Annotated in this window: 21 protein-coding genes; 8 read left to right on the forward strand and 13 right to left on the reverse strand. The window is 74.9% G+C overall.

Annotated elements, in window-relative coordinates; all coding sequences use genetic code 11:
• The first annotated feature begins 36 nt into the window (after nucleotides 1–36).
• Nucleotides 37–3,111 (forward strand): AfsR/SARP family transcriptional regulator, encoded by a 3,075-nt coding sequence (locus GNZ18_RS19885; RefSeq protein ID WP_156217963.1) that lies wholly within the window; start codon nucleotides 37–39, stop codon nucleotides 3,109–3,111.
• On the opposite strand, the gene GNZ18_RS19890 is transcribed toward GNZ18_RS19885, so the two are convergent.
• The 3 genes from GNZ18_RS19890 to GNZ18_RS19900 form a co-directional block, all read right to left on the reverse strand.
• A complete protein-coding gene (locus tag GNZ18_RS19890) occupies nucleotides 3,080–4,255 on the reverse strand; it encodes an MFS transporter (RefSeq protein ID WP_156217964.1) in 1,176 nt (391 codons plus the stop codon). The two genes, GNZ18_RS19885 and GNZ18_RS19890, sit on opposite strands and share 32 nt — an antisense overlap.
• Before the next feature lie 92 nt (nucleotides 4,256–4,347).
• Entirely contained in the window at nucleotides 4,348–5,208 is an 861-nt protein-coding gene (locus tag GNZ18_RS19895; RefSeq protein WP_216651365.1) for an EamA family transporter, read from the reverse strand.
• Nucleotides 5,205–5,723, reverse strand: a complete 519-nt coding sequence (locus tag GNZ18_RS19900; protein WP_156217965.1) for a MarR family winged helix-turn-helix transcriptional regulator — start codon at nucleotides 5,721–5,723, stop codon at nucleotides 5,205–5,207. Before GNZ18_RS19900 ends, GNZ18_RS19895 begins: the two co-directional genes overlap by 4 nt.
• A gap of 67 nt (nucleotides 5,724–5,790) precedes the next feature.
• Between GNZ18_RS19900 and selA the strand changes: the two genes are divergently transcribed.
• Genes selA through selD form a run of 3 tightly spaced genes read left to right on the forward strand, consistent with a single transcriptional unit; the run spans nucleotide 5,791 to nucleotide 9,902 of the window.
• Entirely contained in the window at nucleotides 5,791–7,110 is a 1,320-nt protein-coding gene (gene selA / locus GNZ18_RS19905) for an L-seryl-tRNA(Sec) selenium transferase (protein WP_156217966.1), read from the forward strand.
• Nucleotides 7,111–8,892, forward strand: coding sequence for a selenocysteine-specific translation elongation factor (locus tag GNZ18_RS19910; protein WP_156217967.1), 1,782 nt, complete (start codon nucleotides 7,111–7,113; stop codon nucleotides 8,890–8,892). It abuts the gene before it with no gap.
• Nucleotides 8,889–9,902: a selenide, water dikinase SelD gene (selD, locus tag GNZ18_RS19915; RefSeq protein ID WP_156217968.1), complete on the forward strand. Its 1,014-nt coding sequence runs from the start codon at nucleotides 8,889–8,891 to the stop codon at nucleotides 9,900–9,902. The genes GNZ18_RS19910 and selD overlap by 4 nt, the downstream gene beginning before the upstream one ends.
• 42 nt (nucleotides 9,903–9,944) lie before the next feature.
• Here selD and fdh read toward each other — a convergent pair whose 3' ends face one another.
• Nucleotides 9,945–13,196, reverse strand: a complete 3,252-nt coding sequence (fdh, locus tag GNZ18_RS19920; RefSeq protein ID WP_173390829.1) for a formate dehydrogenase — start codon at nucleotides 13,194–13,196, stop codon at nucleotides 9,945–9,947.
• 38 nt (nucleotides 13,197–13,234) lie between these two features.
• Nucleotides 13,235–14,719, reverse strand: coding sequence for a DHA2 family efflux MFS transporter permease subunit (locus tag GNZ18_RS19930; protein ID WP_156217971.1), 1,485 nt, complete (start codon nucleotides 14,717–14,719; stop codon nucleotides 13,235–13,237).
• Nucleotides 14,720–14,744: 25 nt separating this feature from the next.
• Here GNZ18_RS19930 and GNZ18_RS19935 point away from each other — a divergent pair, with 25 nt between their 5' ends.
• Nucleotides 14,745–15,185, forward strand: coding sequence for a MerR family transcriptional regulator (locus GNZ18_RS19935; protein WP_312874631.1), 441 nt, complete (start codon nucleotides 14,745–14,747; stop codon nucleotides 15,183–15,185).
• 671 nt (nucleotides 15,186–15,856) lie between these two features.
• The gene (locus tag GNZ18_RS19940) at nucleotides 15,857–16,180 is read left to right on the forward strand and encodes a hypothetical protein (protein WP_173390830.1); all 324 of its coding nucleotides are present in this window, start codon (nucleotides 15,857–15,859) and stop codon (nucleotides 16,178–16,180) included.
• Between the two features lie 280 nt (nucleotides 16,181–16,460).
• Here the strand turns inward: GNZ18_RS19940 and GNZ18_RS19945 are convergent, their stop codons facing one another.
• The 5 genes from GNZ18_RS19945 to GNZ18_RS19965 all read right to left on the reverse strand — a co-directional run bounded on the left by GNZ18_RS19945 (nucleotide 16,461) and on the right by GNZ18_RS19965 (nucleotide 22,079).
• The gene (locus GNZ18_RS19945; RefSeq protein ID WP_156217973.1) at nucleotides 16,461–17,657 is read right to left on the reverse strand and encodes an amidohydrolase; all 1,197 of its coding nucleotides are present in this window, start codon (nucleotides 17,655–17,657) and stop codon (nucleotides 16,461–16,463) included.
• A gap of 59 nt (nucleotides 17,658–17,716) precedes the next feature.
• The gene (locus tag GNZ18_RS19950) at nucleotides 17,717–19,339 is read right to left on the reverse strand and encodes an ABC transporter permease (RefSeq protein WP_156217974.1); all 1,623 of its coding nucleotides are present in this window, start codon (nucleotides 19,337–19,339) and stop codon (nucleotides 17,717–17,719) included.
• Nucleotides 19,336–20,115 (reverse strand): ABC transporter ATP-binding protein, encoded by a 780-nt coding sequence (locus tag GNZ18_RS19955; protein WP_308166456.1) that lies wholly within the window; start codon nucleotides 20,113–20,115, stop codon nucleotides 19,336–19,338. Before GNZ18_RS19955 ends, GNZ18_RS19950 begins: the two co-directional genes overlap by 4 nt.
• A gap of 97 nt (nucleotides 20,116–20,212) precedes the next feature.
• Entirely contained in the window at nucleotides 20,213–21,277 is a 1,065-nt protein-coding gene (locus GNZ18_RS19960; RefSeq protein WP_156217976.1) for an ABC transporter substrate-binding protein, read from the reverse strand.
• A 73-nt stretch (nucleotides 21,278–21,350) separates the two neighbouring features.
• Nucleotides 21,351–22,079, reverse strand: coding sequence for an FCD domain-containing protein (locus GNZ18_RS19965; protein WP_281378056.1), 729 nt, complete (start codon nucleotides 22,077–22,079; stop codon nucleotides 21,351–21,353).
• A gap of 211 nt (nucleotides 22,080–22,290) precedes the next feature.
• Here GNZ18_RS19965 and GNZ18_RS19970 point away from each other — a divergent pair, with 211 nt between their 5' ends.
• Nucleotides 22,291–23,055 carry a nucleoside phosphorylase gene (locus GNZ18_RS19970; RefSeq protein WP_156217978.1) on the forward strand — a complete coding sequence of 255 codons (765 nt, stop codon included), beginning with the start codon at nucleotides 22,291–22,293 and terminating at the stop codon, nucleotides 23,053–23,055.
• Between the two features lie 34 nt (nucleotides 23,056–23,089).
• Complete coding sequence (locus GNZ18_RS19975) at nucleotides 23,090–24,346, forward strand: MFS transporter (RefSeq protein WP_156217979.1); 1,257 nt, start codon at nucleotides 23,090–23,092, stop codon at nucleotides 24,344–24,346.
• On the opposite strand, the gene GNZ18_RS19980 is transcribed toward GNZ18_RS19975, so the two are convergent.
• From GNZ18_RS19980 to GNZ18_RS19990, 3 genes are read right to left on the reverse strand one after another with little or no spacing between them, the layout of a single operon-like run.
• The gene (locus GNZ18_RS19980; RefSeq protein WP_312874632.1) at nucleotides 24,343–25,596 is read right to left on the reverse strand and encodes a sigma-70 family RNA polymerase sigma factor; all 1,254 of its coding nucleotides are present in this window, start codon (nucleotides 25,594–25,596) and stop codon (nucleotides 24,343–24,345) included. The two genes, GNZ18_RS19975 and GNZ18_RS19980, sit on opposite strands and share 4 nt — an antisense overlap.
• Entirely contained in the window at nucleotides 25,593–25,931 is a 339-nt protein-coding gene (locus GNZ18_RS19985; RefSeq protein ID WP_156217981.1) for a YciI family protein, read from the reverse strand. The genes GNZ18_RS19980 and GNZ18_RS19985 overlap by 4 nt, the downstream gene beginning before the upstream one ends.
• Nucleotides 25,932–25,942: 11 nt before the next feature.
• The gene (locus tag GNZ18_RS19990) at nucleotides 25,943–26,311 is read right to left on the reverse strand and encodes a YciI family protein (protein WP_214620532.1); all 369 of its coding nucleotides are present in this window, start codon (nucleotides 26,309–26,311) and stop codon (nucleotides 25,943–25,945) included.
• Between the last annotated feature and the right edge of the window lie 52 nt (nucleotides 26,312–26,363).

Here is a 26,363-nt window from a genome sequence, read left to right on the forward strand (position 1 = left end):
CTTCGGGAACCCTTCGGGCGGCATTACGGTGGCGGTATGCGCTTCGGGGTGCTCGGTCCGCTGGAGGTGCGGACCGGGGAGGGCGTGCCGGTCCGGGTCGCCGACCTCAAGGTGCGCGCGCTGCTGGCGGATCTGCTCGCGCACGCGGGACGGGTCGTCCCGTCCGCGCGGCTGATCGACGACCTGTGGGGGGACGCGCTGCCCGCCAATCCGGCGGCGACGCTCCAGGCGCGCGTCTCCCAGCTCCGCCGCGCCCTGGAGGACGCCGAGCCCGGCGCCCGCGCGCTGGTGGAGTCGCGGCCGCCCGGCTACCGGCTGGACGCCCGCGCCGGCGACGCGGCGCGGTTCGAGGAGCTGGTGGCGCGGAGCCGGGAGGCGGCGGAGCCGTCCGTCCGCGCCGCGCTGCTGGACGAGGCGCTCGGGCTGTGGCGCGGGCCCGCCTACGCCGGGTTCGAGGACGCGGCGTTCGCCGCCCCCGAGGTCGCGCGGCTGGACGAGCTGCGCCTCTCGGCCGTGGAAGGCCGGGCCGAGGCGCGGCTGGACCTCGGCGGGCACGAGGCCCTGGCCGCCGAGCTGCGCCCGCTGGTGGCGGAGCATCCGCTGCGCGAACGGCTCCGCGCCGCCCACATGCGCGCCCTGTACCGGACGGGCCGTCCCGCCGAGGCGCTCGCGGCCTTCGAGGAGCACCGCCGCAGGCTGCGCGACGACCTCGGCGCCGACCCCGGCCCCGGGCTCACCGCCCTGCACCGCGCGATCCTGCGGCAGGACGACGAGGCGCCGGGGGCGGCGGCGTTCAACCTGCCCGCCGAGGTGAGCCCGCTCATCGGCCGCGACGCGGACGTGCGGGACGTCGCCGGCCTGCTGGGCGCCGCGCGGCTGGTGACGCTGCACGGCCCCGGCGGCGTCGGCAAGACGCGGCTGGCGGTCGCGGCGGCGCGGCGGCACCCCGGCGCGGCCTGGCTGGTCGCGCTGGACGAGGGGGCCGCGTCCGGCGCGTCGGCCGAGGAGATCGCCACGCTGGTCGCGGGCGTGCTGGGGCTGCGCGAGGACGCGGGCATCCCGGGCGGCCCGGCGGGGCGGCTCGCCGGGGCGCTGCGCGGCAGGCGGGCGCTGCTCGTCCTGGACAACTGCGAGCATGTGGTCGAGGCGGTGGCGGGGCTGGCGGCGGCGCTGCTGCGCGACGTCCCCGACCTGCGGATACTCGCGACGAGCCGGGAGCCGCTCGGGATCGGCGGCGAGCGGCTGCGCGCGGTCGCGCCGCTGCCCGCCGAGGCGGCGGCGGAGCTGTTCACGGCGCGCGCCGGGCTCACCGAGAGATCGGCGGCGGTCGCGGTGATCTGCGCGCGGCTCGACGGGGTCCCGCTGGCGCTGGAGCTGGCGGCCACCCGCGTGCGGGCGCTCGGCGTGGAGGAGCTGGCGCGGCGGCTGGACGACCGGTTCCGGCTGCTGTCCTCGGGCGCCCGGGACGCCCCCGCCCGGCAGCGGACGCTGCGCGCGGTCATCGACTGGAGCTACGAGCCGCTCGCCGAGGCCGAGCGGGCGATGCTGCGCCGCCTCGCCGTCCACACGGGCGGCGCGTCGCTCGACGCGGCCCTGCGCGTGAGCGCCCAGAGCGGTGTCGAGGTCCTGGCGCGGCTCGTGGACCGGTCGCTGGTCGTGGTCGGGGAGGGCCCGCGCTACCGCATGCTGGAGTCGGTCGCCGCGTACTGCGTCGAGCGGCTGCGGGAGGCGGGCGAGTACGAGGAGACGCGGCGCCGCCACGTCCGCTACTACACGGCGCTCGCCGAAGAGGCCGAGACCCGCCTGCGCGGCGCGGACCAGCGGCAGGCCCTCACCCGGATGCGCATGGAGACGGGCAACCTCAGGACCGCGCTGGACACGGCCGTCCACGAGGGCGACGCCGATTCCGCGCTGCGGCTCGTGAACGCCATGGGATGGTGCTGGTTCCTGTGGGGCCGTCCGAGCGAGGCGTGCCGCGCGCTGGCGCAGGCCCTGGCCGTCCCGGGAGGGGCGCCCGCCGCGCTGGCCAGGGCGCGGACCTGGCACGCCGGCTTCACCATGCTCGACGGCGACGGCTCCGACCGCGACGCGCGCTGCCGGGCCGCGCTCGCCGCCTACGACGCCGCCGACGCCGACGGCGGCGTGGACGGCGGCGGCGTGGACGATCCGTGGGGGAGGGCCTGGGCGCACTGGTTCCTCGGCTTCGCCCGGACCGGGTTCGGCGACCTCGCGGTGATCGACGATCTGACCGGCGTCGCGCTGGAGGGGTTCCGGTCGCTCGGCGACGGCTGGGGCGAGGCGGCGGCGCTCGCGACCCGCGCCGCGCAGGCGGTCGCCGGGGGCGATCCCGGCGCGGCGGCCCGCGACGGCGCGCGCGCCCTGGAGCTGTTCGGCGCGGAAGGCGACCGCTGGGGGCGCCTCCAGGTCTCCGACACGCTCGGCCTGATCGCGGAGGCGACCGGCGACTACGCCCGCGCCGCCGCGCTGCACGAGGACGCGCTGCGCGACGCCGAGGGGCTCGGCCTGTGGACCGAGGCGTCCGTGCGGCTCTCCCGCCTCGGCCGGATCGCGCTGCTCACCGGCGACCATGAACGCGCCGACGACCTGCACGAGCGCGGCCGGAGGCTGGCCGTGCGCGAGTCGCACCGGCGGGCGGAGCACTTCGCCGACATCGGGCTGGCGCTCGCGGAACGGCGGCGCGGACGGCTGGAGGAGGCCGAGACCCGGCTGCGCGGCTGGCTCGACTGGTGCCGCGCCATCGACGGCGCGCCCGGCCTGGCGTTCCTGCTCGCCGAACTCGGGTTCATCGCCGAGCTGCGCGGCGACGCGGACGCGGCCCTCGCGCTGCACGCCGAGGGGCTCGCGGCGGCCCGCGCCACCGGCCACCCGCGCGCGGTCGCGCTCGCCCTCGAAGGCACGGCCGGGGCGCACGCGCTCGCCGGGCGTGTCGAGGACGCCGCCGAGGCGCTGGACGCCGCGTCCGCCGCCCGCGCCGCCGCCGGGGCACCGCTGCCCCCGGGCGAGCGCGGCGACGTCCAGCGCATCGCGCGGCGCATCGAGCAGCGCGTCGAGGCCCGGGTCAGGAGCGGCGGACCACCAGCGGGAGCGTGAGCAGCATGAGCACGCCGGTCAGCAGGAACGCGGGCGGGTAGCCGGTCTGCGCGGCGACCAGCCCGAACCCGGTGCCGCCGACGCCCATCCCGCCGTCGAAGGCGAGGTTCCACACGGCGCTGACGGTCCCGTACCCGGAGAGCGGCACCTGGTCGTACATGACGGCGAGGCTCGCGTTCTGCATGACGCCGAAGCCCGCGCCGAACAGCGCCATCGCGGCCACGACCAGGGCGGGGCTGTCGGTGGCGGCGAGCCCGGCCATGCCCGTGCCCGCGGCCAGCAGCCCGGGGACGAGGAGCCGCCGGGAGCCGTGCCGGTCCCCGACCCGTCCGGCCCACCAGCGCGACAGCGTCGCGGCCGCCGCCTGGACGAGCAGCGCCGCCGCCGCGACGCCCCCGACGGCCGTCGGCAGAAACGTGACAACGATCCCCGCGCCCATCGCGGCCGCGGCGAACACGATCCCCATGCGGCGCAGCACCGGGGACCGCAGCCCGGCCAGCATCCCGAACACCTCCTCCCGCGCCTCCCCGCCGGAGGGGCGGCCGGGCAGCGCGAGCAGCGGCGGCAGCGCGGCCAGCGCCGCGACCGCGCCCGCCGCGAACACGCAGGTGTAGCCGACGTGCCCGGCGAGCCAGACGCCGAGCGGCAGCGCGCACACCGCCGGGACGCCGACGACGATCCCGGACACGCCGAGGCCCTCGGCGCGCCGCTCCGCCGGGACCAGCGACGCCACCAGCGCGCCCGTCACCACGACCATCACCGCGAAGCCCAGCCCGCGCACCAGGCTGACCGTGAGCACCGTGGGCAGGCCCGCCGAGGCCGGCAGCGCGAGCGCGGGCGGACCGAGCAGCACCAGGCCGACCGCCAGGACCCGCCGGGGGCCGTACCGGAGGACGAGTCCGGGCGTGACCAGCTCGGCCGCCACGGTCGACAGCATCAGCGCGCCGGTCGCCAGCCCGGCCGCGACGCCGTTCTCGCCGTCCCCCGCCCCGCCGGACGCCGCGTACATGGGGACGACCGAGAACAGCAGGTGGAAGCTCGTCGTCGCGCAGAAGGTGGAGACGAACAAGAGGGCCAGCGGCCTGCTGACGAGTGGGGGGCGGGTGACCGGAGCCCCCCGGGCGGGCCGGACCTGCTCGCTCATGCCGCTGACCGTAAGGGGTGAATGATCTCCTGTATAACCAATTTTTATGGCGCTCGGGTGGGCCGGTTCGCGGCCGCCGAACCGGTGCGCCGCTAAGGGCCCGGCAGCGTCAACAGGACGACGGCGGAACCCGCGCCGACGAGGCCGGCCGCCTGCGCGGCCGAGAGGCGCTCGCGCAGGGCGGTGACGCCGAGCAGCACCGGCACCACCGGGTACAGCGACGACAGCACGACCGCGACGACGACGAGCTGCTGCCGCGTGGCCAGCAGGTAGAGGACGAGCGCCGCCGCCGCGATCCCGCCGGTCAGCGCCGAACCGGCCGCGACCCGGCCCGCCGGGAACCGCCGCGCGTCCTCCGCGCCCCGGACGTCCGGCCAGGCGGCGGGGGCGATCGCGAGGACCGCGGCGACCCGTCCGATCGCGACGGGCCAGATCCCGGCGTCCGCGCCCGTCCGGGCGAGCGCGAGGTACTGCACGCCGATCCCGGCTCCCGCGAGGAGCCCGTTCACGACCGCCGGGCGGGTGGTCCCCTCGCCGTCCGGCGCCGACCGCGACACCAGCCACAGCGCGGGCAGCACCACGGCGATCCCCGTCCAGGCCGCCGCCGTCGGGCGGTCGCCGAGGAAGGCCACCCCGGCGGCGACCGGCAGCGCCACCCCGCCGACCGCGCTGACCGGCACCGTCACGCTCATGTGCCCCCGGCTGAGCCCCCGGTAGAGGAACACCATGCCGAAGCCCGTCCCGACGCCGGAGAGCGCGCCCCAGCCGAGGTCGGCGGCGGTGACGCCCGGCGCGGGCACGAGCAGCGCGGCGACCAGCGCGCAGGCGAGGCCGCCGAGCTGGCCGAGCAGCGCGACGCCCGCGAACCCCGCGCGCCGCGACAGCAGCCCGCCCGCCACGTCGGCGACGCCGTAGGCGAACGCCGAGCCCAGCGCGGCCCAGGCTCCCGTCACCGTTCCGCCGCGTCGCGTTCGGCCTGGCCGACGGGGCAGACGGCGCCCTCGGTGCAGCAGGCCCGGTCGCACATGCGGCACAGGACATCGGCGTCGCCGATCTGCCCGTACAGGCGGGTGAGCAGCTTCGACAGCAGCGCGGTCAGCGCCTCGCGCTCGTCGTCCCCAAGGACCGTGAGCGTTCCGGCGAGCGGGGCGGCGCGGGCGCCGAGCATCCGCGCCGCCGCCTCCTCGCCCCGCCGGGTGAGGCGGACGTGGACCGCGCGCCCCCCGGACCGGCGGCGTTCGGCGAGGCCCGCCGCCTCCAGCCCGTCCACCATGCGCGCGGCGGCGGACTGGGTGAGGCCGACCCGCCGCCCGAGTTCGGTGACGCCGAGGCCGGGCGCGGCCGACAGCACGATCAGCGCCGCGGCGCCGCTCGCGCTCACCCCGGCCGCCTCGGTGGCCTCGGCGAGCACGAGGTCGGTCACCGCCAGCGCGGTGGCCCCGAGCAGGTTCGCCAGGCGTTCATGCATGACTCATGCATAACAAGCGGGCCGGGTGGAACGCAACCCGCGCGTCCGGGCGTGCGATGCTGGCGGCATGGAGCGTGAGGCACCGGTCACTCCCGGAGACGGACGGCGGCGCATCCCCCGCACCGACGTGCTGCTCGCCGACCCGCGCCTCACCGCCGCGGCCGGCCGGCTCGGCCGCGGCGTCGTGAAGGCGGCCGTGGTCACCGCGCAGCGGCGGGCGCGGGCGGGCGAGATCCCGGTGGACACCGTGGCGGACGCGGCGGTCGCGGCGCTGCCGGGCACCGCGTCGGGGCTGCGGGCCGTGGTCAACGCGACCGGCGTCCTGCTGCACACCAACCTCGGGCGGGCGCCGCTGTCGGCGGCGGCGCGGGAGGCCGTCCTGCTCGCCTCCGGCGCGACCGACGTCGAACTCGACCTGGCGACCGGGACGCGGGCGCGGCGCGGCCGGTCGGCGCTGGCCGCGCTGCTGGAGCGGGTGCCGCCCGCCGGGGCGGCGCACATCGTCAACAACGGCGCGGCGGCGCTCGTGCTGGCCGCGACCGCGCTCGCCCCCGGCCGGGAGATCATCGTCAGCCGGGGCGAGCTGGTGGAGATCGGCGACGGCTTCCGCATCCCCGAACTGCTCGCCGCGACCGGCGCGCGGCTGCGGGAGGTCGGCACCACCAACCGCACCTCGCCCGAGGACTACGCGGCGGCGGTCGGCGCCGAGACGGGCTTCGTGCTGAAGGTCCACCCGTCCAACTTCCGGATGACCGGGTTCACGCGCGAGGCCGAGGTGGCGGAGCTGACCGGCCTCGGCGTCCCGGTCGTCGTCGACATCGGCTCCGGGCTGCTCGCCCCCGACCCGCTGCTGCCGGACGAGCCCGACGCCTCCGGACGGCTCGCGGCGGGCGCCGACCTCGTCACGGCCTCGGGCGACAAGCTGCTCGGCGGCCCGCAGTGCGGGATCGTCCTCGGCCGCGACGACCTCGTGCGGCGGATGGCGCGGCATCCGCTGGCGCGGGCGCTGCGCGTCGACAAGATGACGCTTGCGGCGCTGGAGGCGACGCTCCGGGGCCCGCGCACGCCCACCGCCGAGGCCCTGCACGCCGACGCCGCCGTGCTGCGCGACCGGGCGGAGCGGCTCGCCGCCGCGCTCCGCGACGAGGGCGTGGACGCGCGCGCCGTGGCCAGCGAGGCCGCCGTCGGCGGCGGCGGCGCGCCGGGCGTCGTGCTGCCGAGCGCGGCGGTGTCGCTGCCGGAGCCCTACGCGGCGCGGCTCCGCCGGGGCGACCCGGCGGTCATGGGACGGGTGGAGGACGGCCGGTGCCTGCTCGACCTGCGCGCCGTCCCCGAAGCGCGGGACACCGACATCCACGCGGCGGTGAGCGCCCGGAAAGGGATCTGAATGCATGTCGTCGCCACCGCCGGCCACGTCGACCACGGCAAGTCGACGCTGGTCAGGGCGCTCACCGGGATGGAGCCCGACCGGCTGGAGGAGGAGCGGCGCCGCGGCCTGACGATCGAGCTGGGCTTCGCCTGGACCGAACTCGCCGGTGCGCCGCTCGCGTTCGTGGACGTGCCGGGGCACGAGCGGCTCGTCACCACGATGCTCGCGGGCGTCGGGCCCGTCCCGGCGGTGATGTTCGTGGTCGCCGCCGACCAGGGCTGGCAGCGGCAGTCCACCGAGCACCTGGAGGTGCTGGACGCGCTCGGCGTGCGGCACGGGCTGCTCGTCGTCTCGCGCGCGGACCTCGCCGAACCGGGCGCCGCCGCCCGCGTCCGCGACGACGCGCTGTCCCGGATCGCCGCCACATCCCTCGGCGAGGTCGAGGACGCGGCGGTCAGCGGCGTCACCGGCCACGGCATGGACGGCCTGCGCGCCGCCCTCCACCGGCTGACCGGCGCGCTGCCCCCGCCCGACGCCGGCGCGGACGTGCGCCTCTGGGTGGACCGGGTGTTCACCGTCCAGGGCCGGGGCACGGTCGTGACCGGCACGCTCGGCGCCGGAACGATCCGCGTCGGCGACCGCCTCGCGTCCGCGACCGGCGGCGGCCGCTACCGCGTGCGGGGCCTGCAAAGCCTCAAACGCGACCGGGACGAGGTCGGCGGCGTCGCCCGCGTCGCCGTCAACCTGCACGGCGGCGCCGACGGGCTGCGGCGCGGCGACGCGCTCCTGGCGCCGGAGCGCTGGCTCACCGCCGACGTGATCGACGTCCGGCTGCGCGGCGACGCGTCCCCCGACCTGCCGAGGGAGCTGACGCTGCACGTGGGGACGGCGGCCGTGCCGGTGCGCGTCCGCCCGCTCGGCGGCGACACGGCGCGGCTGACGCTCGCCCGGCCGCTGCCTCTGCGCGTCGGCGACGCCGCGTTGCTGCGCGACCCGGGGCGGCACCGCGTCCCGGCGGGCGTCACGGTGCTGGACGTCCGGCCGGGCCGGTTCGCGCGGCGCGGCGCGGCGGCGGCGCGGGCGCGCGAGCTGGCGGCCATGACCGGCGTCCCCGACGGGGCGGACGAGCTGCGCCGCCGCGGCCTGGTCCGCCGCCCCGACCTGGTCGCGATGGGCGTCCCGGCGCCGTCGGAGCCGGTCGCGGGGGACTGGCTCGCCGACCCCGGCCACTGGGCCGCGCTCGGCGACCGGCTCGCCGCGGTCGTCGAGGAGCACGCGGCCCGCCACCCGACCGACCCTGGGATGCCCGCCGACGCCGCCCGCCACGCGCTCGGCCTGCCCGACCGCGCCCTCGTCGAGGCGCTGGCCGCACGGGCCGCGCTGCGGACGCGCGGCGGCCGGATCTACGGCAGCGCCACCGCGCCCGCGCTGCCGCCGCCCGTCCAGGCGGCGGTGGACGCCGTCCGGCGCGACCTCGCGGACGACCCGTTCCGCGCGCCCGACGCGGGCCGGCTCGCCGACCTCGGTCTCACCCCGAAGCTGCTCGCGGCGGCGGCAGCGGCGGGCGCGCTGCTGCGGATCGCCGACGGGATCGTGCTGCTGCCGGGCGCGGACGAGCGGGCCGCCGGGATCCTCGCGGGACTGGGCCGGCCCTTCACGGTCAGTGACGCTCGGCGCACGCTGGGTACCACTCGTCGCGTCGCCGTCCCGCTCATGGAGCATCTCGACGCGCGCGGGTACACCGTACGGGTGGACGACCTCCGGCGGCGTTGCCGCGTTCACCCCGAAAGGACACCATGACGACGATCGACCATCAGCGGCTCACCGGCTACGCGAGCGGCGGGGGCTGCGCCTCCAAGATCCCGCCGGGCGAGCTGGAGGAGGTCGTGGGCCGCCTCGCCGCGCTCGCCTCCCCCGCCCCCCGGGCGGAGCTGCTGATCGGGTTCGACACCGGCGACGACGCGGCCGTGGTCCGGCTGCCGGGCGCCGCGGACGGCCTCGCCGCCGTCGCCACCGCCGACTTCTTCACCCCCGTCGTCGACGACCCCTACGACTGGGGGCGGATCGCCGCCGCCAACGCGCTCTCCGACGTGTACGCGGTCGGCGGCCGCCCGCTCGTCGCGGTGAACCTGCTCGCCTGGCCGCGCGACACGCTCCCCTTCGAGCTGGCCCGCGAGGTGCTGCGCGGCGGCCTGCACGTCGCGACCGAGGCGGGCTGCCTGGTCGGCGGCGGCCACAGCGTGGACGACGTCGAGCCGAAGTACGGGATGGCGGTGACCGGCGTCGCCGACCCCGACCTGCTGCTCCGCAACGACCGGGGCCGGCCGGGGATGCCGCTGACGCTGACCAAGCCGCTCGGCGTCGGCGTCCTGAACAACCGCCACAAGGCGACCGGCGAGGTGTTCGAGCACGCCGTGGAGACGATGGCCGAGCTGAACCGGGCCGCCTGCGCGGCCGCGCTCGACGCGGGCGCCGTCTGCGCCACCGACGTCACCGGGTTCGGGCTGCTCGGGCACCTGTACAAGCTGGCCCGCGCGTCCGGGGTGACCGCCGTGCTCGACTCCGCCGCCGTCCCCTACCTGCACGGGGCGCGCGAGTCCGCCCGCGCGGGCTACGTCAGCGGCGGCACCCGCCGCAACCTCGACTGGGTCGCCCCGCACACCGACTTCGGCGCGGCCGACGAGGTCACGCGGCTGCTGCTCGCCGACGCCCAGACCTCCGGCGGCCTGCTCGTCGCGGGCGAGATCCCCGGCGCGCCCGTCATCGGCGAGCTGGTGCCCGCCGGTGAGCACGCCATCGTGGTCCGCTGATTCGTGGTCCGCCGACTCGTGGTCCGCTGACCCGCGCCCGGGTCACATCCGCGTGCCGGTCCGGTCGGTGATCCCGGCGCGCTCGCGGTAGGCGCGCAGGAGCGCGAGGGCGTCCGGCCCGCGCGGGCGGCGCCCCGGCCGGATGTCGCAGGCGAGCGCCTTCGCCTCCTGGATGTGGGTGTTCGGGTCCAGGACGAGGTGCAGCAGCTCGTTGGCGGCGTCGCCGGTGCTGAGGCCGTTCGGCCCCCAGTGGTAGGGCAGGCCGACCTGGTGCAGCGTCCGGCCGTCCACGGTGAGCGGCGCCATCCGCGCGGTGACCATGACCCGCGCCTCGATCACGCCGCGCGCCGACACGATCGTGGCCCAGCCGCCGTGCTCCAGGCCCCGCTCGTCCGCCAGCCCGGGCGAGACCTCGCAGAAGAACTCCGGTTGCAGCTCGGCCAGGTAGGGCTGCCAGCGCGACATGCCGCCCGCCGTGTGGTGCTCGGTCAGCCGGTAGGTCGTCGCCACGTACGGGAACACCTCCGAGCCGGGGTCGGCGCCGCTCGGCGCCGACCGGTCGTCGGGATGCGGTTTCAGCAGGTGCCGGACGGGGTTGCGCTGCTGCCCGTACAGCGGGTTCGTGAACGGCGACTCCTGCGGCTCGTAGTGCGCGGGGAGCGGCCCGTCCACGAGGCCCGCCGGGACGTGCAGCCACGCCTTGCCGTCGGCCTGCATGATGAACGGGTCGTCGCCGGCGAGGGCGTCCGGCCCCCGCGCGCCCGGCGGCGGCCGGTAGTCGGGCGGGCGGTCGGCGACGAAGTCGGGCACGTCGTGGCCCGTCCACCTGCCCTGCTCGGCGTCCCACCAGATGAGCGCCTTGCGTTCGCTCCACGGTCTGCCGTCGGGGTCGGCGGACGCGCGGTTGTACAGGACGCGCCGGTTCGCGGGCCACGCCCAGCCCCACTCGGGCGCCACCCAGCTCTGGTCGCGGCCGGGCTTGCGGCGCGCGGCCTGGTTGACGCCGTCCGCGTACACGCCCGCGTAGATCCAGCACCCGCACGAGGTGGACCCGTCGGGCTTCAGCTGGGTGTAGGCCGAGATCGGCCTCCCCTCCGCGTCCCGGCCGTTGATCTCGGCGAGCACGGCCTCGGCGTCCGGCTCGGCGAGGTCGCCGTGCGTGGGGTAGTCCCAGGTCAGGTCCAGCAGGGGACGGTCCATCTCGTCCTCGGACCCGGCGAGCTTCTCCCGGATGATCCGGCCGAGGTGGTAGGTGAACCACAGGTCGCTGCGGATGTCCCCGGCCGGTTCGACGGCCTGGCTGTGCCACTGGAGCATCCGCTGGGTGTTGGTGAAGCTGCCGTCCTTCTCGGTGTGCGCGGCGGCGGGCAGGAAGAACACCTCGGTGCCGATGTCCTCGGGCCGCGTCTCGCCGGTCTCTACCTCGGGGCCGTCCTGCCACCACGTCGCGGACTCGATCAGCGAGAAGTCGCGGACGACCAGCCAGTCCAGGTTCGCCATGCCGAGCCGCTGGATCTTGGCGTTGGCCGACCCGACCGCCGGGTTCTCGCCCAGCAGGAAGTAGCCCTTGCACACCCCGTCGATCTGCGCCATCGCGGTCTCGTAGGTGCTGTGGGTGCCGGTCAGCCGGGGCAGGTAGTCGAACCGGAAGTCGTTGTCGGCCGTGGCCGCGTCGCCCCAGTACGACTTGAGCAGGCTCACGAAGTAGGAGCGCATGTCGCCCCAGAAGCCCTTGTGCGCCGCCTCCGCCTCGATGAACGCGTCCAGGTTCTCGTTGGTGTGCGCGTGCGGCATCGGGATGTACCCGGGCAGCAGGTTGAACAGCGTCGGGATGTCGGTCGAGCCCTGGATGGACGCGTGCCCGCGCAGCGCCAGGATCCCTCCGCCGGGGCGCCCGATGTTGCCGAGCAGCGTCTGCAGGATCGACGCCGCCCGGATGTACTGGACGCCCACCGTGTGCTGCGTCCAGCCGACCGCGTAGGCGAACGCGGTCGTCCGGTCGCGCCCGGAGTTCTCGCTGACGAGGTCGCACACCTGCTGGAACAGCGCGGGCGGGACGCCGCAGATCCGCTCCACCATCTCCGGCGTGTAGCGGGCGAAGTGCCGCTTCAGCACCTGGAACACGCAGCGCGGATGCTCCAGCGTCAGGTCGCGCTCCGGCTCGCCCTCGCCGATGTCCGCGCCGCCCGAACCGTGCGCCTCGCCGCGTCCGGCCTCCGCGACCGCCTCGACGCGGTCCTCGTACTCCTCGTCGCGCTCCCCGGCGGCCGACTGGACCTCCAGGCCCGCGTACTGCCACGTGCTCGGGTCGTAGCTGCGCGAGTCCGGGTGCAGGCCGGAGAACACTCCGTCCAGGTCCTCGGTGTCGCGGAACTCCTCGGAGAGGATCATCGGCGCGTTCGTGTAGGCCACCACGTAGTCGCGGAAGTACTTCTGGTTCTTGAGGACGTGGTTGATGATCCCGCCGAGGAACGCGATGTCACTGCCCGCGCGCAGCGGGACGTGGACGTCCGCGACCGCGCTCGTGCGGGTGAACCGGGGGTCGACGTGGATCAGCTTGGCGCCGCGCGCCTTCGCCTCCATCACCCACTGGAACCCGACCGGATGGCACTCGGCCATGTTCGAGCCCTGCACGACGATGCAGTCGGAGTTGCGCAGATCCTGCTGGAAGGTGGTCGCGCCGCCGCGTCCGAACGAGGTTCCCAGACCGGGAACGGTGGAGGAGTGTCAAATACGGGCCTGGTTCTCGATCTGCACCGCGCCGAGCGCGGTGAACAGCTTCTTGATCAGGTAGTTCTCCTCGTTGTCGAGGGTGGCGCCGCCGAGGCTCGCGAGGCCGAGCGTCCGCCGGACGCGGACCCCGTCGTCCTCCCACTGCCATCCCTCGCGCCGGGCCGCGATCACCCGGTCGGCGATCATGTCCATCGCCTCGTCGAGGTCGAGCGGCTCCCACTCGGTGCCGTGCGGGCGCCGGTAGAGCACCTTCCGCTCCCGCGCCGGGCCGGTCGTCAGCTGGAGGCTCGCCGAGCCCTTCGGGCACAGCCGCCCCCGGCTCACCGGGGAGTCGGGGTCGCCCTCGATCTGGGTGACCTTCCCGTCCTGGACGTACACGTTCTGGCCGCAGCCGACCGCGCAGTAGGGGCAGACGGACTTCACGACCCGGTCGGCGGTGCTCACCCGCGCGGTCAGCCGCTCGCTGCCCGCGCTCTTGGCGGCGGCGCCGCGGCCGAGCGGATCGGACCCGGTGGCCTGCCGGTAGACGGGCCACGACCCGATCCAGCGGCGAACGCCCATGCCCCGCCCTCCCACCCGACTCCGTGGACGCGCGCCTCCTACCCGGCGCCCTGACCATGAAACACACGCGGGGACGCCGCCGACCCACCCTCGACCTCATCGAACAAGGCGGCCGTGCGCCGGGCGGACTCCCGGGCGCGGCGTCCGGTACTGAGCAGGCACAGGGCCACGAGCCCGACCCCGAGCCCGGTAACCAGCCACCACACCCCGCGCTCCGCATGCGTGAACGACGCCCCGCCACCCGCGACGGACGACCCCACGATCGTCCCGGAGATCGCGACGCCGAGCGTCGTGCCGACCTGCCGCCCGGTGGAGGACAGCGAGGCCGCCACGCCCGCCATCGAGCGCGGCATTCCCGACACCGCCGTATTGGTGATCGGCGGGTTGACCGTCCCGAGGAACACCCCGAACAGCACGGAGACCCCGAGCACCGCCGGGATCGGCGTGGCCGGGCCGAGCCGCAGCGAGGCGGCGCCGCCGAGCGCGAGCGCGGTCCCGGCGACCAGCAGCGGGAGGCGGGGGCCGCGCGCCCCGACGAGCCGTCCGCTGCGCGGCGACAGCACCATCGTCAGCGCCCCGACCGGGAGCAGGCACAGCCCGGTCGCGAGCGCCGACATGCCCCGCACGTCCTGGAGGTACTGGGTGGTGACGAACAGGAACGCGTTGAACCCGCACAGCGCGAACAGCGCCATCACGATCGCCGCGCCGAACGGCACGCCGCGGAACAGGCGCAGCTCCAGCAGCGGATCGGCGCGGCGCGGCTCGAAGGCGAGCAGGCCCAGCACGCCGAGGACCGCGACCGCGAGCAGCGCGAGGATCACCGGCGAGCCCCAGCCCAGCCGCCGCGACTCGATGATCGCGTAGACGAGGGCGCCCAACGTGAGGACCACCAGGAACTGGCCGACGGGATCGAAGCGGCGCGCCCGCGCGGCACGCGACTCCGGGACGAACAGCGCCGAGCACACGATCGCGGCGGCCGCGATCGGCACGTTGACCCAGAAGACCGAGCGCCAGCCGAGGCCGTCGACCAGCGCGCCGCCGGCGATCGGCCCGAGCGCCAGCGCCAGCCCCGACACCGAGCCGAACACGCCGATCGCCCGCGCCCGCTCGGCCGGCTCGGGGAACGTCGCGGCGACGATCGCCATCGCGACCGGGTTGAGCATCGTCCCGCCGACGGCCTGGAGCGCGCGTGCCGCGATCAGCCAGCCGATGCCCGGCGCGAGGCCGCACAGCAGCGAGCCGAGCCCGAACACCGCGAGCCCGGCCTGGAAGACGCGCCGCCGCCCGATCCGGTCGGCCGTGGACCCGGCGAGCAGCAGGAATCCGGCCAGCACCAGCGTGTAGGCGTCGACCGTCCACTGGAGGCCGGTCACCGAGGCGTGCAGGTCGCGGCGGATCGAGGGCAGCGCGACGTTGACGATGGAGATGTCCATCACCACGACGAGCATGCCGGCGCAGCAGATCGCGAGGACGAGGAGGCGCCGGCGGCGGTCGGACGCGCCGCCGGGGGTCGGTGGGTTCATGACCCCGGACGCTAGAATTTAGAGCGTGCTCGAAGTCAACCGGAAGCCCGACATCCCCGAGGAGGGGCTCGCCATCGCGGAGGCCGCCCGCCGCACCGGCGTCAGCGTCCACACCCTGCGCTACTACGAGCGCGCGGGCCTGGTCGTCACCACGCTCGACCGCACCGCCGGCGGCTGGCGCCGCTACCACCGGCTCGACCTCGACTGGATCCTCGTCTGCACGCGGCTCCGCGCGACCGGCATGCCGATCAGGTCCATCCGCCGCTACGCCGAACTCGTCGCCGCCGGGCGCGGCAACGAGGAGGAGCGGCTCGCGCTCCTGGAGGCCCACCGCGCCGAGGTGACCGCGCGCCTCGCCGAGATCCAGAGCAACCTGGCGCTCATCGACCACAAGATCGACGTCTACCGGGGCCGGCTGGCCGCCGGTGACGCCGATCAACTGTGGGCTCCGACCCCTCCCGGCTAGCGGACGACCGGCCCGGCGGGCGGCCCCCGAACTCGCCGGATCCCGGGGGGCCGTCCCTCGCCCTCCGGAGGACCGCACCCGCCTGACGGCATGAGCGGGGTCTGAAGCACCTGACGGCGGGCTCACACGGTTCCCCGGAGAGTGCAACCGTGTGAGCGCCTATCCACGCAGTGGCCAAGGGGGCTGAACCCACCACGCGGAGGTCTGTTCGCGGTCTTCCGCTCCGGTCGGACGAGCCGCCGCGCCTCCCGCACCGACCCCGATTCGCCCGCAGGGCGACCTCGGAGCGTGACCGGCCGCCAGCGCATCGCACGGCAATAGTCCTGGCAGCGGGCGAAGCCCACGCACGTTCAGCCCAGTGCAAGAAGGGAATCAGAACTCGACGCCGAGGCTGAAACGGACACCACGGCAACAATGGACCAATGGACGCGTAGGTCGGGCGCTGGTGATAACTCGATCTTGGTCGAGCGGGCGGATTTCACGCGAAGTTACATAGCTGCCGCGACTGGAGCGCTGGCATACTCTTTCGCAAGGCCAAAGAAATGGCTTCGCCAATCCGAGGAGATTTCATGCGACGTCCGCTCTCTGGGCGCGTGCCCAGCGCGTCCTCAACCATCAAGCCGTTAGTCGTCATGGCAGCGGCCAGTGCCGCTCTCTTCGCCGCGCCGGCAGTGGCATCCGCCGCGCAGACCGGCACGGTCACGCCGGGTGCCCGGGACCAGGGCGCCACCTCCATCTCGGGCACCGCGAGCAGTGCGCGCTCCGGGGCCGGCATCGCCGCCGTCTTCAACTGCCGGTACTTCGGCCGTCCCCCGTACCAGGAGCTCCAGTTCAACTGCTTGGTGCGGTCCGGTCGCCTCCAGGTGGTCCTTAATTGCGTCGACGGACGGCGGATCTCCGGCCCCATCTTGGTGCCGACCGGCTACTACCAGCCCTTCAGTATCAGCTGCGCGCCCGCCCAGTACTCCACCTTCGACTACTACGGGAGCGACTGACATATTCCAGAAAGCCCGGCAGAACCGCAGCCCCGCACGGGCTACCGCCAGTGCCGCAGCTGGCAACGCGGGTCTCCGAATTCAGGAGCGAGCGCGGATAGGTGCGGTGGGGGCATCGGCAGAAGAACGGGCACAGGTCCTGGTGGTCATAAGTCGTAACGCCCTGTGATCACTGGCGGGGCCTGTGCCCGCGCTGCGGCGAGCGCGACGCCCCCTGACACTCCGAGACGCTCGGCCGGGGAATCCCCGGCCGAGCGTCTGGCGTTGTCGGGCCGTCCGGTCAGGGGACGAGGGCGCCGGAGCGGGCGACTACGCGGCCGTCCTTCATCACCAGGGTCCGCTCGGGGGGTGTCACGACGATCTCGCCGAGTGCCTCGCCGGGGAGGACGACGAGGTCGGCGACGTCTCCCTCCTTGAGGTCGCAGCGGGGCGCGCCGAGGACGGCGCGGCCCAGCGTCGTGCCCATGCTCAGCGCGAACTCCAGGTCGTCGTCGGTGCGCCAGTACCGCTTGTAGGCCATGAACATCGCGCGGGCGAGGATGTCGCCCTCGCCCCACGGCGACCAGCGGCTCCGGGCGGAGTCGGAGCCGAGGCACATCCGCACGCCCATCGCGTGCAGGGCCTTGACGTCCGGCACCGGGAGGAGGCCGTGGACGCCGACGGCGACCGCGATGTCGGCCTCCGCGAGCACCGAGCCGAGGTGCGCGAGCTGCGCGGGCGTCGGCTCGGCCAGGCTGAACACGTCGCACAGGCTGACCTTGCCCTGCATGCCGAGCGCCTTGACCCGCTCGGCGATCCGCTCGATGAGCCAGATGCCGAGCTCGCCGGACTCGTGCGCGTGGAAGTCCACCGACACCTGGTAGCGCTCGGCGAGGCCGAAGACGATGTCGAGCTGGCGCGCGGCGTCGCCGTCCACGCCCGCCGGGTCCAGCCCGCCGACCGCGTCGGCCCCGAGCCGCAGCGCCTCCTCCAGCAGCTCCGCGGTGCCCGGCTTGCGCAGGATGCCGAGCTGCGGGAACGCCACGATCTGCAGGTCGGTGAGGCCGGTCATCTCCTCGCGCACCTGGAACATGCCCTGGATGCCGTCGAGCCCGATCTCCGGCGCCACGTCCACGAAGGTCCTGATCGACGTCGAGCCGTAGGCGACGCACTTGTCGAGGAAGGCCCGCGCCCGCTTCGCGACGGGCGTCGTGGTCTCCGCCCACTGCTGGAGCATGTCGTCGAACATCTGGTCCATCGTGATCGGCTCGGACGTCCGCCGGATCCACGGCTCGCCCCACAGGCTCTTGTCGGCGTGGGCGTGGCCGTCGACGAAGCCGGGCAGGACGATCTGCCCGCCGAGGTCCTCGACGCGGTCGGCCGGGCCGAGGTCGGTCGGCGCGGCGCCGACGGACACGATCCTGCCGTTCGCGACCGTGACGGCCTGCGGGTCGCCCACGCCGTTCACGCGGACGTTGGACAGCACAATTCTGGACATGATCTGCCTTCTCGTGTTTCCCGGCCATCCGGGAGAACCTGCGGTGTTCCTTGGATCGCCTATTCGAGGCGGCCGATCGCGGCGTCCTCCAGCGCCCCGGCCAGGCGGTAGGCCATGAGCGAGGCGAGCAGCACGATCGCGACGCCGCCCCAGACGAAGTCGTAGTCCGACAGCGTCGCGGCGACCGTCATCGACGCGCCGAGCCCGTAGCCGGTGGCGAGCCACTCCGCGACCATCGCCGCGCCGATGGACAGCGGCAGCGCGATCTTGACCGAGGCCAGCAGCGCGGGCAGCGCGTAGGGGATGAGCAGTTTGGTGATGTGGTGCCTGCGCTTCGCCCCGACGGCGTTGAGCAGGTCGCCCGCGCTGCGGGGGACGGCCCGCATCGCCAGCAGGACGTTGACGAGGATCGGGAAGAACGTCATCACCGCGATCAGGACGGTGACGGCCGCGATCCCGCGTCCGAACATCAGCGCCAGCAGCGGCATCGCGGCCACGATCGGGATCGAGCGCAGCGCGATCGAGATCGGCATCAGCACCCGCTCGATCACCGGGAACTCGTGCGCGACCACGGCCATCGCCACCGCGAGGACGAGCCCCACGAGGAAGCCGACCCCGGCGTCCCCGATGGTGCGCAGCAGCGACGACAGCATGTACGGCAGCGGGTCCTCCGCCTCGCCGGACGCGGTCACGAGCTGGGTGTCGCCGTTCAGGAAGTAGCGCCCGACCTCCCACGGGCCCCGGGCCACCGCGCTCCCGCCGGGCACGACGAGGACGAGCAGCCACCAGCCCAGCACGACGCCGCCGACCGTCGCGGCCACCGAGAGCACGGCGCGCCGGACGCGGGCGAGCGGGCGGGTGTCGCGGCGGCCGAGCCGGGCGGCCCGCGCGCCGAGGACGGTGTCCATCGAGCGCGTCCACGGCAGCGCCGTCCGCACGACCAGCGGCAGCGCCAGGAACGCCGCGGCGGCCAGCAGCGAGGTCACGATCGCGAGGCCCCAGGCGCGGGGGATGTCGAACGCGCCCTGCGCCTGCACCATCGCGACGCCGAGGCCCTCCGAGCCGCCCATGTACTCCCCGATGATCGCGCCGAGGATGGCGCCGGGCGCGGCGACCTGTAGTCCCGCGACCAGGCTCGGGATCGCGGCGGGCAGCCGCACCCGGCGGATCACCGTCCACTCCGAGCCGCCGGAGGCGCGCACCACGTCGACCGAGGTGCGGTCCACGCCGGTGAGGCCGAGGATCGCGGCGACCAGCGTGGTGAACACGACCGCCTGCGCGGCGAGGATCACGCTCGGCATGCTGCCCCGGAAGGCGATCGCCAGCAGCGGCGCGACGGCGATGAGCGGCAGCGCGATCGCGCCGACCGCGACCCGCTCGAACAGCGCCTGGACGCGGGGGAACGGCAGCGTGCACAGCGCCAGCGCGATCGCGATGCCGTTGCCCCACAGGTACCCCTGGAGCGCCGAGGCCATCGTGACCGACACGTTCGGGCCGTAGTAGTCGGCGTCGTCGCGCATCTGGCCGAGCACCTCGGCGGGCTTCGGCACCAGCGACCCGAACGCGCCGGTCGCCATCACCTGCCACGCGACGGCCAGGACCAGCACGGTCAGCAGCGGCGGGACGAGGTCGCGCAGGCGCGCGGCGAGCGGCCGGGCGAAGGGCCGGGCGGTGGCGGTCACCGGGCCGCCCGCCCGCTGCCGCTGAACAGCTTCTCCGACAGCTCGTCGCAGATCGCGTGGAACGCCGCGTCGTGGAGGATCTCGGGCGTGCGCGGCCGGGGGAGGTCGACCTTGACGACGTCCAGGATCGTTCCAGGACGCGGCGACATCAGCACGACCGTGTCGGAGAGCAGCACGGCCTCCCCGATGCCGTGGGTGACCAGCACCGTGGTCGTGCCGCGCTCGGCCCAGATCCGCTGCAGCTCGAAGTTGAGCCGCTGGCGGGTGAGGTCGTCCAGGGCGCCGAACGGCTCGTCCAGCAGGAGGAGCTCGGGGTCGGTGACCAGCGACCGGGCCAGCGACACGCGCTGGCGCATGCCGCCCGACAGCTGCGACGGGCGGGCCTTCTCGAACCCCTTCAGCCCGACGAGCCGGATCAGCTCGGCGACGGCCGCGGGGTCCTTGCGTCCCGCCACCTCCAGCGGCAGCCGGATGTTGGCCTCCACGCTCCGCCACGGCAGCAGGCCCGCGTCCTGGAACGCGATCCCGACGCCGTGCCCCTCGCGCAGCTCGCGCGGGGTGCGGCCGTGGACGGTGACCGTCCCGGCGGTGGGGCTCTCCAGGTCGGCCAGCGTCCGCAGGACGGTGGACTTCCCGCAGCCCGACGGGCCGAGCAGCCCGACGAACTCGCCCCGGCGGGAGTCGAAGGTGAACTCGCGCAGCGCCTCGACCGACGTCCCCTTGGCGTCGAAGACCTTCCGCAGCCCGCTCGTGTGGATCCCGTCGGCGGCTGGCACGGTCCGCGTCGCCGCCTTCTCGGAAGCGCCCGTCTGATCCGCCTGTGTCTGATCTGCCTGTGTCTGCTTCGCCGGTGTCTGCTTTGTCATGGCGCGCTCAGCCCCCGAGCAGTTCGTTGGTGAACAGCGACCGGTCGAGCTTGATGCCGATGCTGGTCAGGCTCGTGATCGTCTCTTCGATGAGCGCGTCGGACATCCAGAACAACCCCTCGCTTCCAGGGGCGGCGCTCGCCTTCGATCCGCCGCCGGCGCCCACATAGGGCGCGATGGCGGCGAGCGACTTGGCCTGCTCGTTCGGCTTCAGGCCGAGCTTGGCGCCGTACTTCTCCATGATCACGTCGGTGGCGTGCCGCTGGTCGCGCAGCGCCGCCTCCCAGCCCTGCCTGCTGCCCGCCATGAACTTGCGGGCGCGCTCACGGGCGGCCCGGTCGCTCAGCGTCTTCTCCGAGACGAAGAAGACGCTCTGCATCCGGTTGAACCCGAAGTCGGCGAGCGGCATCACATACGTCTTGATGCCGCGCAGTTCCAGCGAGACGGGCTGGTTCGAGGCGAATCCCCAGATCGCGTCCACCTCCCGCGCCGCGAGCGGCGCGGGGTCGAACTGGATCGGCACGAGTTTCACCTTGCCGACATCGACGCCGTTGCGCTTCATGAACACCAGGGCGGTGTTCTTTCCCGCCAGCGTGATGCCGAGCTTCTTGCCCTCGATGTCCTTGGGGTGCTTCACCGGACGGTCGGCGAGCGAGATCCACGATTCCGGGCTCTTGCGCAGCCCGGCGCCGACGATCTTCAGTTTCGCGCCGCGCGCGACGGCGGTGGCGACGTTCTCCGGGATCGCCTCGACGCCGATGTTCACCCGGTTCGTCGTGACCATGGGGACGACCGCGGAGTTCGGCCCGCCGGGCAGGATGTCGACGTTCAGGCCCTGCTTGCCGTAGAGGCCGTCCTGCGCCCCGACGAAGATGCCCGCGTACTCGGCGTTCGGGATCCAGGCGAGCTTCACCGTCAGCCGGCCGCCGCCCGAGCCGCCGTCGGCCGAACCCGTGCCGCACCCCGACAGCCACGGGACGGCGGAGCCGGCCGTCAGGAGCGCGGCGCCCTGGCCGGTCATCCGGAGGAAGGAGCGCCGGCCCATTCGAGGCGGCGTGTTGATATGGGTCATGCGTGCTCCCGAAAAGGGTCGTCCGCGCTCCCGAAAGAGTCGTCGTGATAGTTGCGTGATATGAGGTTCCGCGCTACGCGAGATCGATCTCGGCGAGCAGCGTGTGAATGACGTGAGCGTTTCCGCTGTTCGCGAACTGCTCGGTCTCGCGGATCATTCCGTCGAGGTGCACGACCATGAGCCGCTCGGCGCCGTCGGCATCCCGGTCGGAGATGCTCGCGACGATGTCGCGGTGCTCCTGGTCCCAGCGGGCCAGCGCGTCCTGCTTGACGCCGATCATCATGAGCAGGCGTTCGAGCAGTTCGAGCCGGTCGTCGAACAGCGAGGTGGTGATCGCCTGGATCTGCTTGTTGTGCGAGGCGTGGCCGATCGTCTTGTGGAAGGCGAGCCGTTCCCGCCAGCGCGCCTCACCGCCCGTCTCGACCATCGCGCGCAGGTCGGCGAGTTCCTCCGGCCGCGCCCGCAGCGCGGCGGCGCGCGCCGCCTCCCGCTCGATCCCGCGCCGTCCGGCCAGGTGGTCGACCAGGTCGTGGACGTCGCGCAGGTTCAGCGCGTCGGCGAAGTAGGAGGCGCGCTCGCTGTCGAGCTGCTGGTTGGCCGCGACGCGGACGCCCTCCTCGGTGAGGATCCGGCCCTTCTTGCCGAGCGAGCGGGTGAGGGCCCGCTCGTCCAGGTCGGTGAGCAGCCGGCTCACGGTCGACTCGCTGACGTCGAAGCCGCGTTCCCGCAGGTACCGGGCGGCGGCGCGCGCCCCCACCGGCCCCTGGTGATCGCTCATGACCGCCAGGATCGCTGACTCCATCGCCGGCGTGTGCCGCACGGTTGCCTCCTCGTCCGGCTGCGCTCGCCGGACCTCGCTCCTCGGGCGGCGCCACCTCGTCAGGCGACGCCGCAGGTCCGGGGTACCGGACCGTTCCCGGAACCGTAAGCGCCATGTCGGTGTATGTCAATAGTGACGAACGTGGTCGGTATATGACACTGTTTGACCGCAATTGAACGACGAAAGGAAACGGATGAGCACCGACCAACTCGCGCACCACCTGCACCTACGCGGAGACGACGTCGGCCGGTACGCGCTGCTGCCCAGCAACCCCGACCAGGTCGCGCCGCTCGCCGCGCTGATGGACGCCCCCGAGTTCGTCGCCCGCAACCGCGAGTTCGAGACCTGGCGCGGCACGGTGGACGGCGAGACCGTCGTCGTGACCTCCACCGGCGTGGGCGGCCCGTCCACGGCGCTCGCGGTCGAGGAACTGGCCGCGCTCGGGGTCGACACGATGATCCGGGTCGGGGTGTCCGGCTCGATGCGGCCCGACACCCGGAACGGCGAACTGGCCGTCCTCACGGGGGCGATCCGCGACGAGGGCACCACCCGCCAGTACATGCCGGTCGAGTTCCCGGCGATCGCGTCGATCGAGGTCGTGCTCGCCCTCCAGGACGCCGCGAACCGCGCCGGGGCGACCTACCGGTGCGGGCTCGCCCACACCAAGGACTCCTACTACGGCGAGACGGAACCGGCCCGCATGCCGATGGCGGCCGCGCTCACCGAGCGCTTCGAGACCTGGCGCCGGGGCGGGGCGATCTGCTCGGAGATGGAGACCGCGGCCGCGCTCGTCGTCGGCAGCGTGCTCGACGTCCGGATGGGCGGCGTCGTGCTGATGTGGAGCCGGGAGGCCATCGACACCGGCGCCGCCCCGCCCGCCGAGCCGCTCTACGCGACCGCCGTCGGCGCGGTGCGCACGCTGGTCGCGGCGGGCGCGCGGACGGCGCGGGACGCGTGAGGACCCCGGCCCGCGGTCGCCTCGGAGCGGCGAGGTGACCACGAACCGTCCTCCGCTGGAGGCCGCCGGGGACCCGTCCGGCGCCGAGGCCGCGGGGGAGGCGCGTGCGCGCGGCGCGCCGGGCCGCCCGGCGCTCGTGCTGGTCGCCGTCGTGCTCGTCGCCGTGAACCTGCGCGTCGCGGTGACGAGCCTCGGCGCGGTGCTGGACGAGGCGCGGGGCGACCTCGGGATGTCCACGCTCGCCGCGTCCACCGCCGCGACCCTGCCCGTCGTGTGCTTCGGGGGCATCGCGCTGGTGACGCCCCGGCTCATCCGGCGGGTGGGCGCGACGGCCGGGCTCGGGCTGGCCCTCGGCCTGCTGCTGGTCGGGCTGCTGGTCCGCGTCGCGGGCGGCGAGGCCACGCTCCTCACCGGGACGTTCGTCGCCTGCGCGGGCATCGCCGCGGGCAACGTGCTGCTCCCGGTGATCGTCAAGATCGAGTTCCCGGGCCGGATCGGCGAGGTGACCGGCGCCTACAGCGCGGCGATGTCGGGCGGGGCCGCGATCGGCGCCGCGGCGACCGTGCCGCTCGGCGACGTGCTCGGCGGCTGGCGGGGCGGGCTCGCGGCCTGGGCCGCGCTCGCCGCCGCGACCCTGCTGCTCTGGCTGCCCCGCGTCCGGCGGACGCCGCCGCCCGCGCGGGCCGGGGCGGGCGCGGCGGGCATGGCGGGCATGGCGCGCAGCCCGGTCGCCTGGGCGGTCACGCTGCTGTTCGCGACGCAGTCCGTGCTCGCGTTCGTCGTGATGGCCTGGCTGCCGACCGTCTACACCGACGCGGGATACGCGCCAGGGGAGGCCGGGACGCTCCTGGCCGTCGCGCTCCTGGTCGGCGTCCCGGTGTACTTCGCCGTCCCGATCCTGGCGGCGCGGCTGCGGCGGCAGGGGGCGCTCGGCGCGGGGATGACCGCCGCGCAGATCGTCGGGCTGGCCGGCCTCCTGCTGTATCCGGGGTCGGTCCCCTGGCTCTGGGCGGTGCTCATCGGCATCGGCGGCGGGGTGTTCCCGCTGACGCTGGCGCTGTTCAGCATGCGCACCCGCACCGCGACGGACACGGCCGCCCTCTCGGCGATGGCGCAGAGCGTCGGCTACCTCCTCGCCGCCCTCGGCCCGTTCACCGTCGGCGTCCTGCGCGACGCCACCGGCTCCTGGACCACGCCGATCTCGATGCTCATCGCGATCTGCGTCGTCCAGACGGCCCTGTCGTTCGGCGCCGGAAGGCCGCGCCTGATCGACACCTCCGGCCCGGGCTAGCCGGGACGCGGCGCCAGGCGAGCCGCGCGCGCCCGCAGGTAGCGCTGCTCGGGGAGGCTGAGCGTGAGCCGGGCCGCGCGCGAGTAGTTCTCCCGCGCGGCGTCGCCGTCGCCCGCCAGTTCCTGGAGATGCCCTCGGACGGCGTACAGGCGATGGTGCCGGGCCATCCTCGGGTCGTCGTCCAGCGGCTCCAGCAGGTCGAGGCCCGCACGGGGACCCCGGGTCATCGCGACCGCGACGGCGTGGTTGAGGGTGACCATCGGGTTCGGCGCGATCCGTCCGAGGATCCCGTACAGCACGCGGATCTGCTCCCAGTCGGTGTCCTCGACCCGCGGCGCGCGGTCGTGCAGCGCGGCGACCGCCGCCTGGAGCTGGTAGGGGCCGAGAGGCGAGGTCGCCATCGCCTGGGAGACCAGCGCGGTGCCCTCGTCGATGGCGGCGGAGTCCCACCGGGCGCGGTCCTGCTCGGCCAGCGGCACGAACGTGCCGTCCGGGCCGACGCGGGCGGCACGGCGCGCGTCGGTGAGCAGCATCAGCGCCAGCAGCCCGGCGACCTCACCGTCGCCGGGCAGCGCCCGGTGCACCGCGCGGGTCAGCCGGATCGCCTCGGCGGTCAGCTCGCGGCGGTGCAGGTCGGGCCCGGAACTGGCGGCATAGCCCTCGTTGAAGATCAGGTAGAGGACGTGCAGGACGGCGCCGAGCCGCTCGGTCCACTCCCGCGCGTCCGGCCGCGCGAACGGCGCGCCCGACGCCTTGATCCGCCGCTTGGCGCGGCTGATCCGCGGCGCCATCGTGGCCTCGGGCACCAGGAACGCCTGCGCGATCTCGGCGGTGGTGAGGCCGCCGACCGCGCGCAGCGTCAGCGCCACCTGCGAGGCGGGCGTCAGCGCGGGATGGCAGCACAGGAACAGCAGCGTGAGCGTGTCGTCGCGGTCGCCCGGGTTCTCCTCGCCGGGCGCGGCGGCGACATCGGCGTCCGGAACCTCCCGCGCCGCCGCCGCGGCCTCCCGGCGGCGGCGCGCCTGCTCGCTGCGCACCTGGTCCACCAGGCGGCGGGACGCGACGGTGACCAGCCACGACCGCGGGCTCTCGGGCATCCCGTCCGCCGGCCACCGCGTCGCGGCGGCGAGCAGCGCGTCCTGGACGGCCTCCTCGCACTCCTCGAACCCGCCGTACCGGCGCAGCAGCACGCCGAGGACCTGCGGCGCCAGCTCGCGCAGCAGGTCCCCGAACCGGTCGGGCGCGGTCACATCTCCATCCCGCCCGCGTCCATCAGCGGCCACACCTCGACGCCCCCGGGCCAGCCGGCCGCCGACAGGGCGGCCAGCTCGACGGCGCGGTCCAGGCTCGGGCAGTCCAGCAGGTACTGGCCCGTCAGCGGCTCGGCGGCCCGCAGGTAGGGCCCCTCGGACACCTCCGCCGCCCCGGCCCGCGCCCGCACGACGACGCTGACGGACGGGTCGGCGAGCACATGCCCGCCGATCAGCTCCCCGGCCTCGCGCGCCACGGCCAGGAACTCCTCGCGGCCGCTCCCGGGCCCGGGGGCGGCCTCCGGGCTCAGATAGAGGTTCACGACGAACTTCATCGCGCCGCGGCTCAGCTTCCCGGCGCGTCCTGGTAGATCACCGGGCGCACCTCGATCCCGAGCCCCTCGACCCGGGCGTCGGGGATCATTCCGGCCAGCTCCAGGGCGCGCTCCCTGCTCTCGCACTCGACCAGGTAGTAGCCGCCGAGGAACTCCTTGGCCTCCAGGTAGGGGCCGTCGGTCACCACCGGGACGCCGCCCCGGGTCCGGGCCACCGCGCTCTCGGACGGGTCGGCCAGCACGACCGTGCTGATCATCTCGCCGGACGCCTTGATCTTCTCGACGAACGGCGCGTGACCGCTCATCACCTCCTTGCGCTCGAACTCGGTCAGCGCGTCCCAGACCGCGGGGTTCACATGCATGAGCAGCAAGAACTGCACGTCGTCTCCTCCTTGTCCGGCGCGCCCGGTGGGCGCGGCTCACAGGTGAGTC

The sequence above is a fragment of the Actinomadura litoris genome (assembly GCF_009733595.1).
GTDB classification, from domain to species: Bacteria; Actinomycetota; Actinomycetes; order Streptosporangiales; family Streptosporangiaceae; genus Spirillospora; species Spirillospora litoris.

Bases quoted from the DNA above. Each gene is read 5' to 3' on its own strand.
- GNZ18_RS19885 (WP_156217963.1), top strand. From the start codon at position 37: ATGCGCTTCGGGGTGCTCGGTCCGCTGGAGGTGCGGACCGGGGAGGGC.
- GNZ18_RS19890 (WP_156217964.1), bottom strand. From the start codon at position 4,255: ATGAGCGAGCAGGTCCGGCCCGCCCGGGGGGCTCCGGTCACCCGCCCC.
- GNZ18_RS19900 (WP_156217965.1), bottom strand. From the start codon at position 5,723: ATGCATGAACGCCTGGCGAACCTGCTCGGGGCCACCGCGCTGGCGGTG.
- selA (WP_156217966.1), top strand. From the start codon at position 5,791: ATGGAGCGTGAGGCACCGGTCACTCCCGGAGACGGACGGCGGCGCATC.
- GNZ18_RS19910 (WP_156217967.1), top strand. From the start codon at position 7,111: ATGCATGTCGTCGCCACCGCCGGCCACGTCGACCACGGCAAGTCGACG.
- selD (WP_156217968.1), top strand. From the start codon at position 8,889: ATGACGACGATCGACCATCAGCGGCTCACCGGCTACGCGAGCGGCGGG.
- GNZ18_RS19930 (WP_156217971.1), bottom strand. From the start codon at position 14,719: ATGAACCCACCGACCCCCGGCGGCGCGTCCGACCGCCGCCGGCGCCTC.
- GNZ18_RS19945 (WP_156217973.1), bottom strand. From the start codon at position 17,657: ATGTCCAGAATTGTGCTGTCCAACGTCCGCGTGAACGGCGTGGGCGAC.
- GNZ18_RS19960 (WP_156217976.1), bottom strand. From the start codon at position 21,277: ATGACCCATATCAACACGCCGCCTCGAATGGGCCGGCGCTCCTTCCTC.
- GNZ18_RS19965 (WP_281378056.1), bottom strand. From the start codon at position 22,079: ATGGAGTCAGCGATCCTGGCGGTCATGAGCGATCACCAGGGGCCGGTG.
- GNZ18_RS19970 (WP_156217978.1), top strand. From the start codon at position 22,291: ATGAGCACCGACCAACTCGCGCACCACCTGCACCTACGCGGAGACGAC.
- GNZ18_RS19985 (WP_156217981.1), bottom strand. From the start codon at position 25,931: ATGAAGTTCGTCGTGAACCTCTATCTGAGCCCGGAGGCCGCCCCCGGG.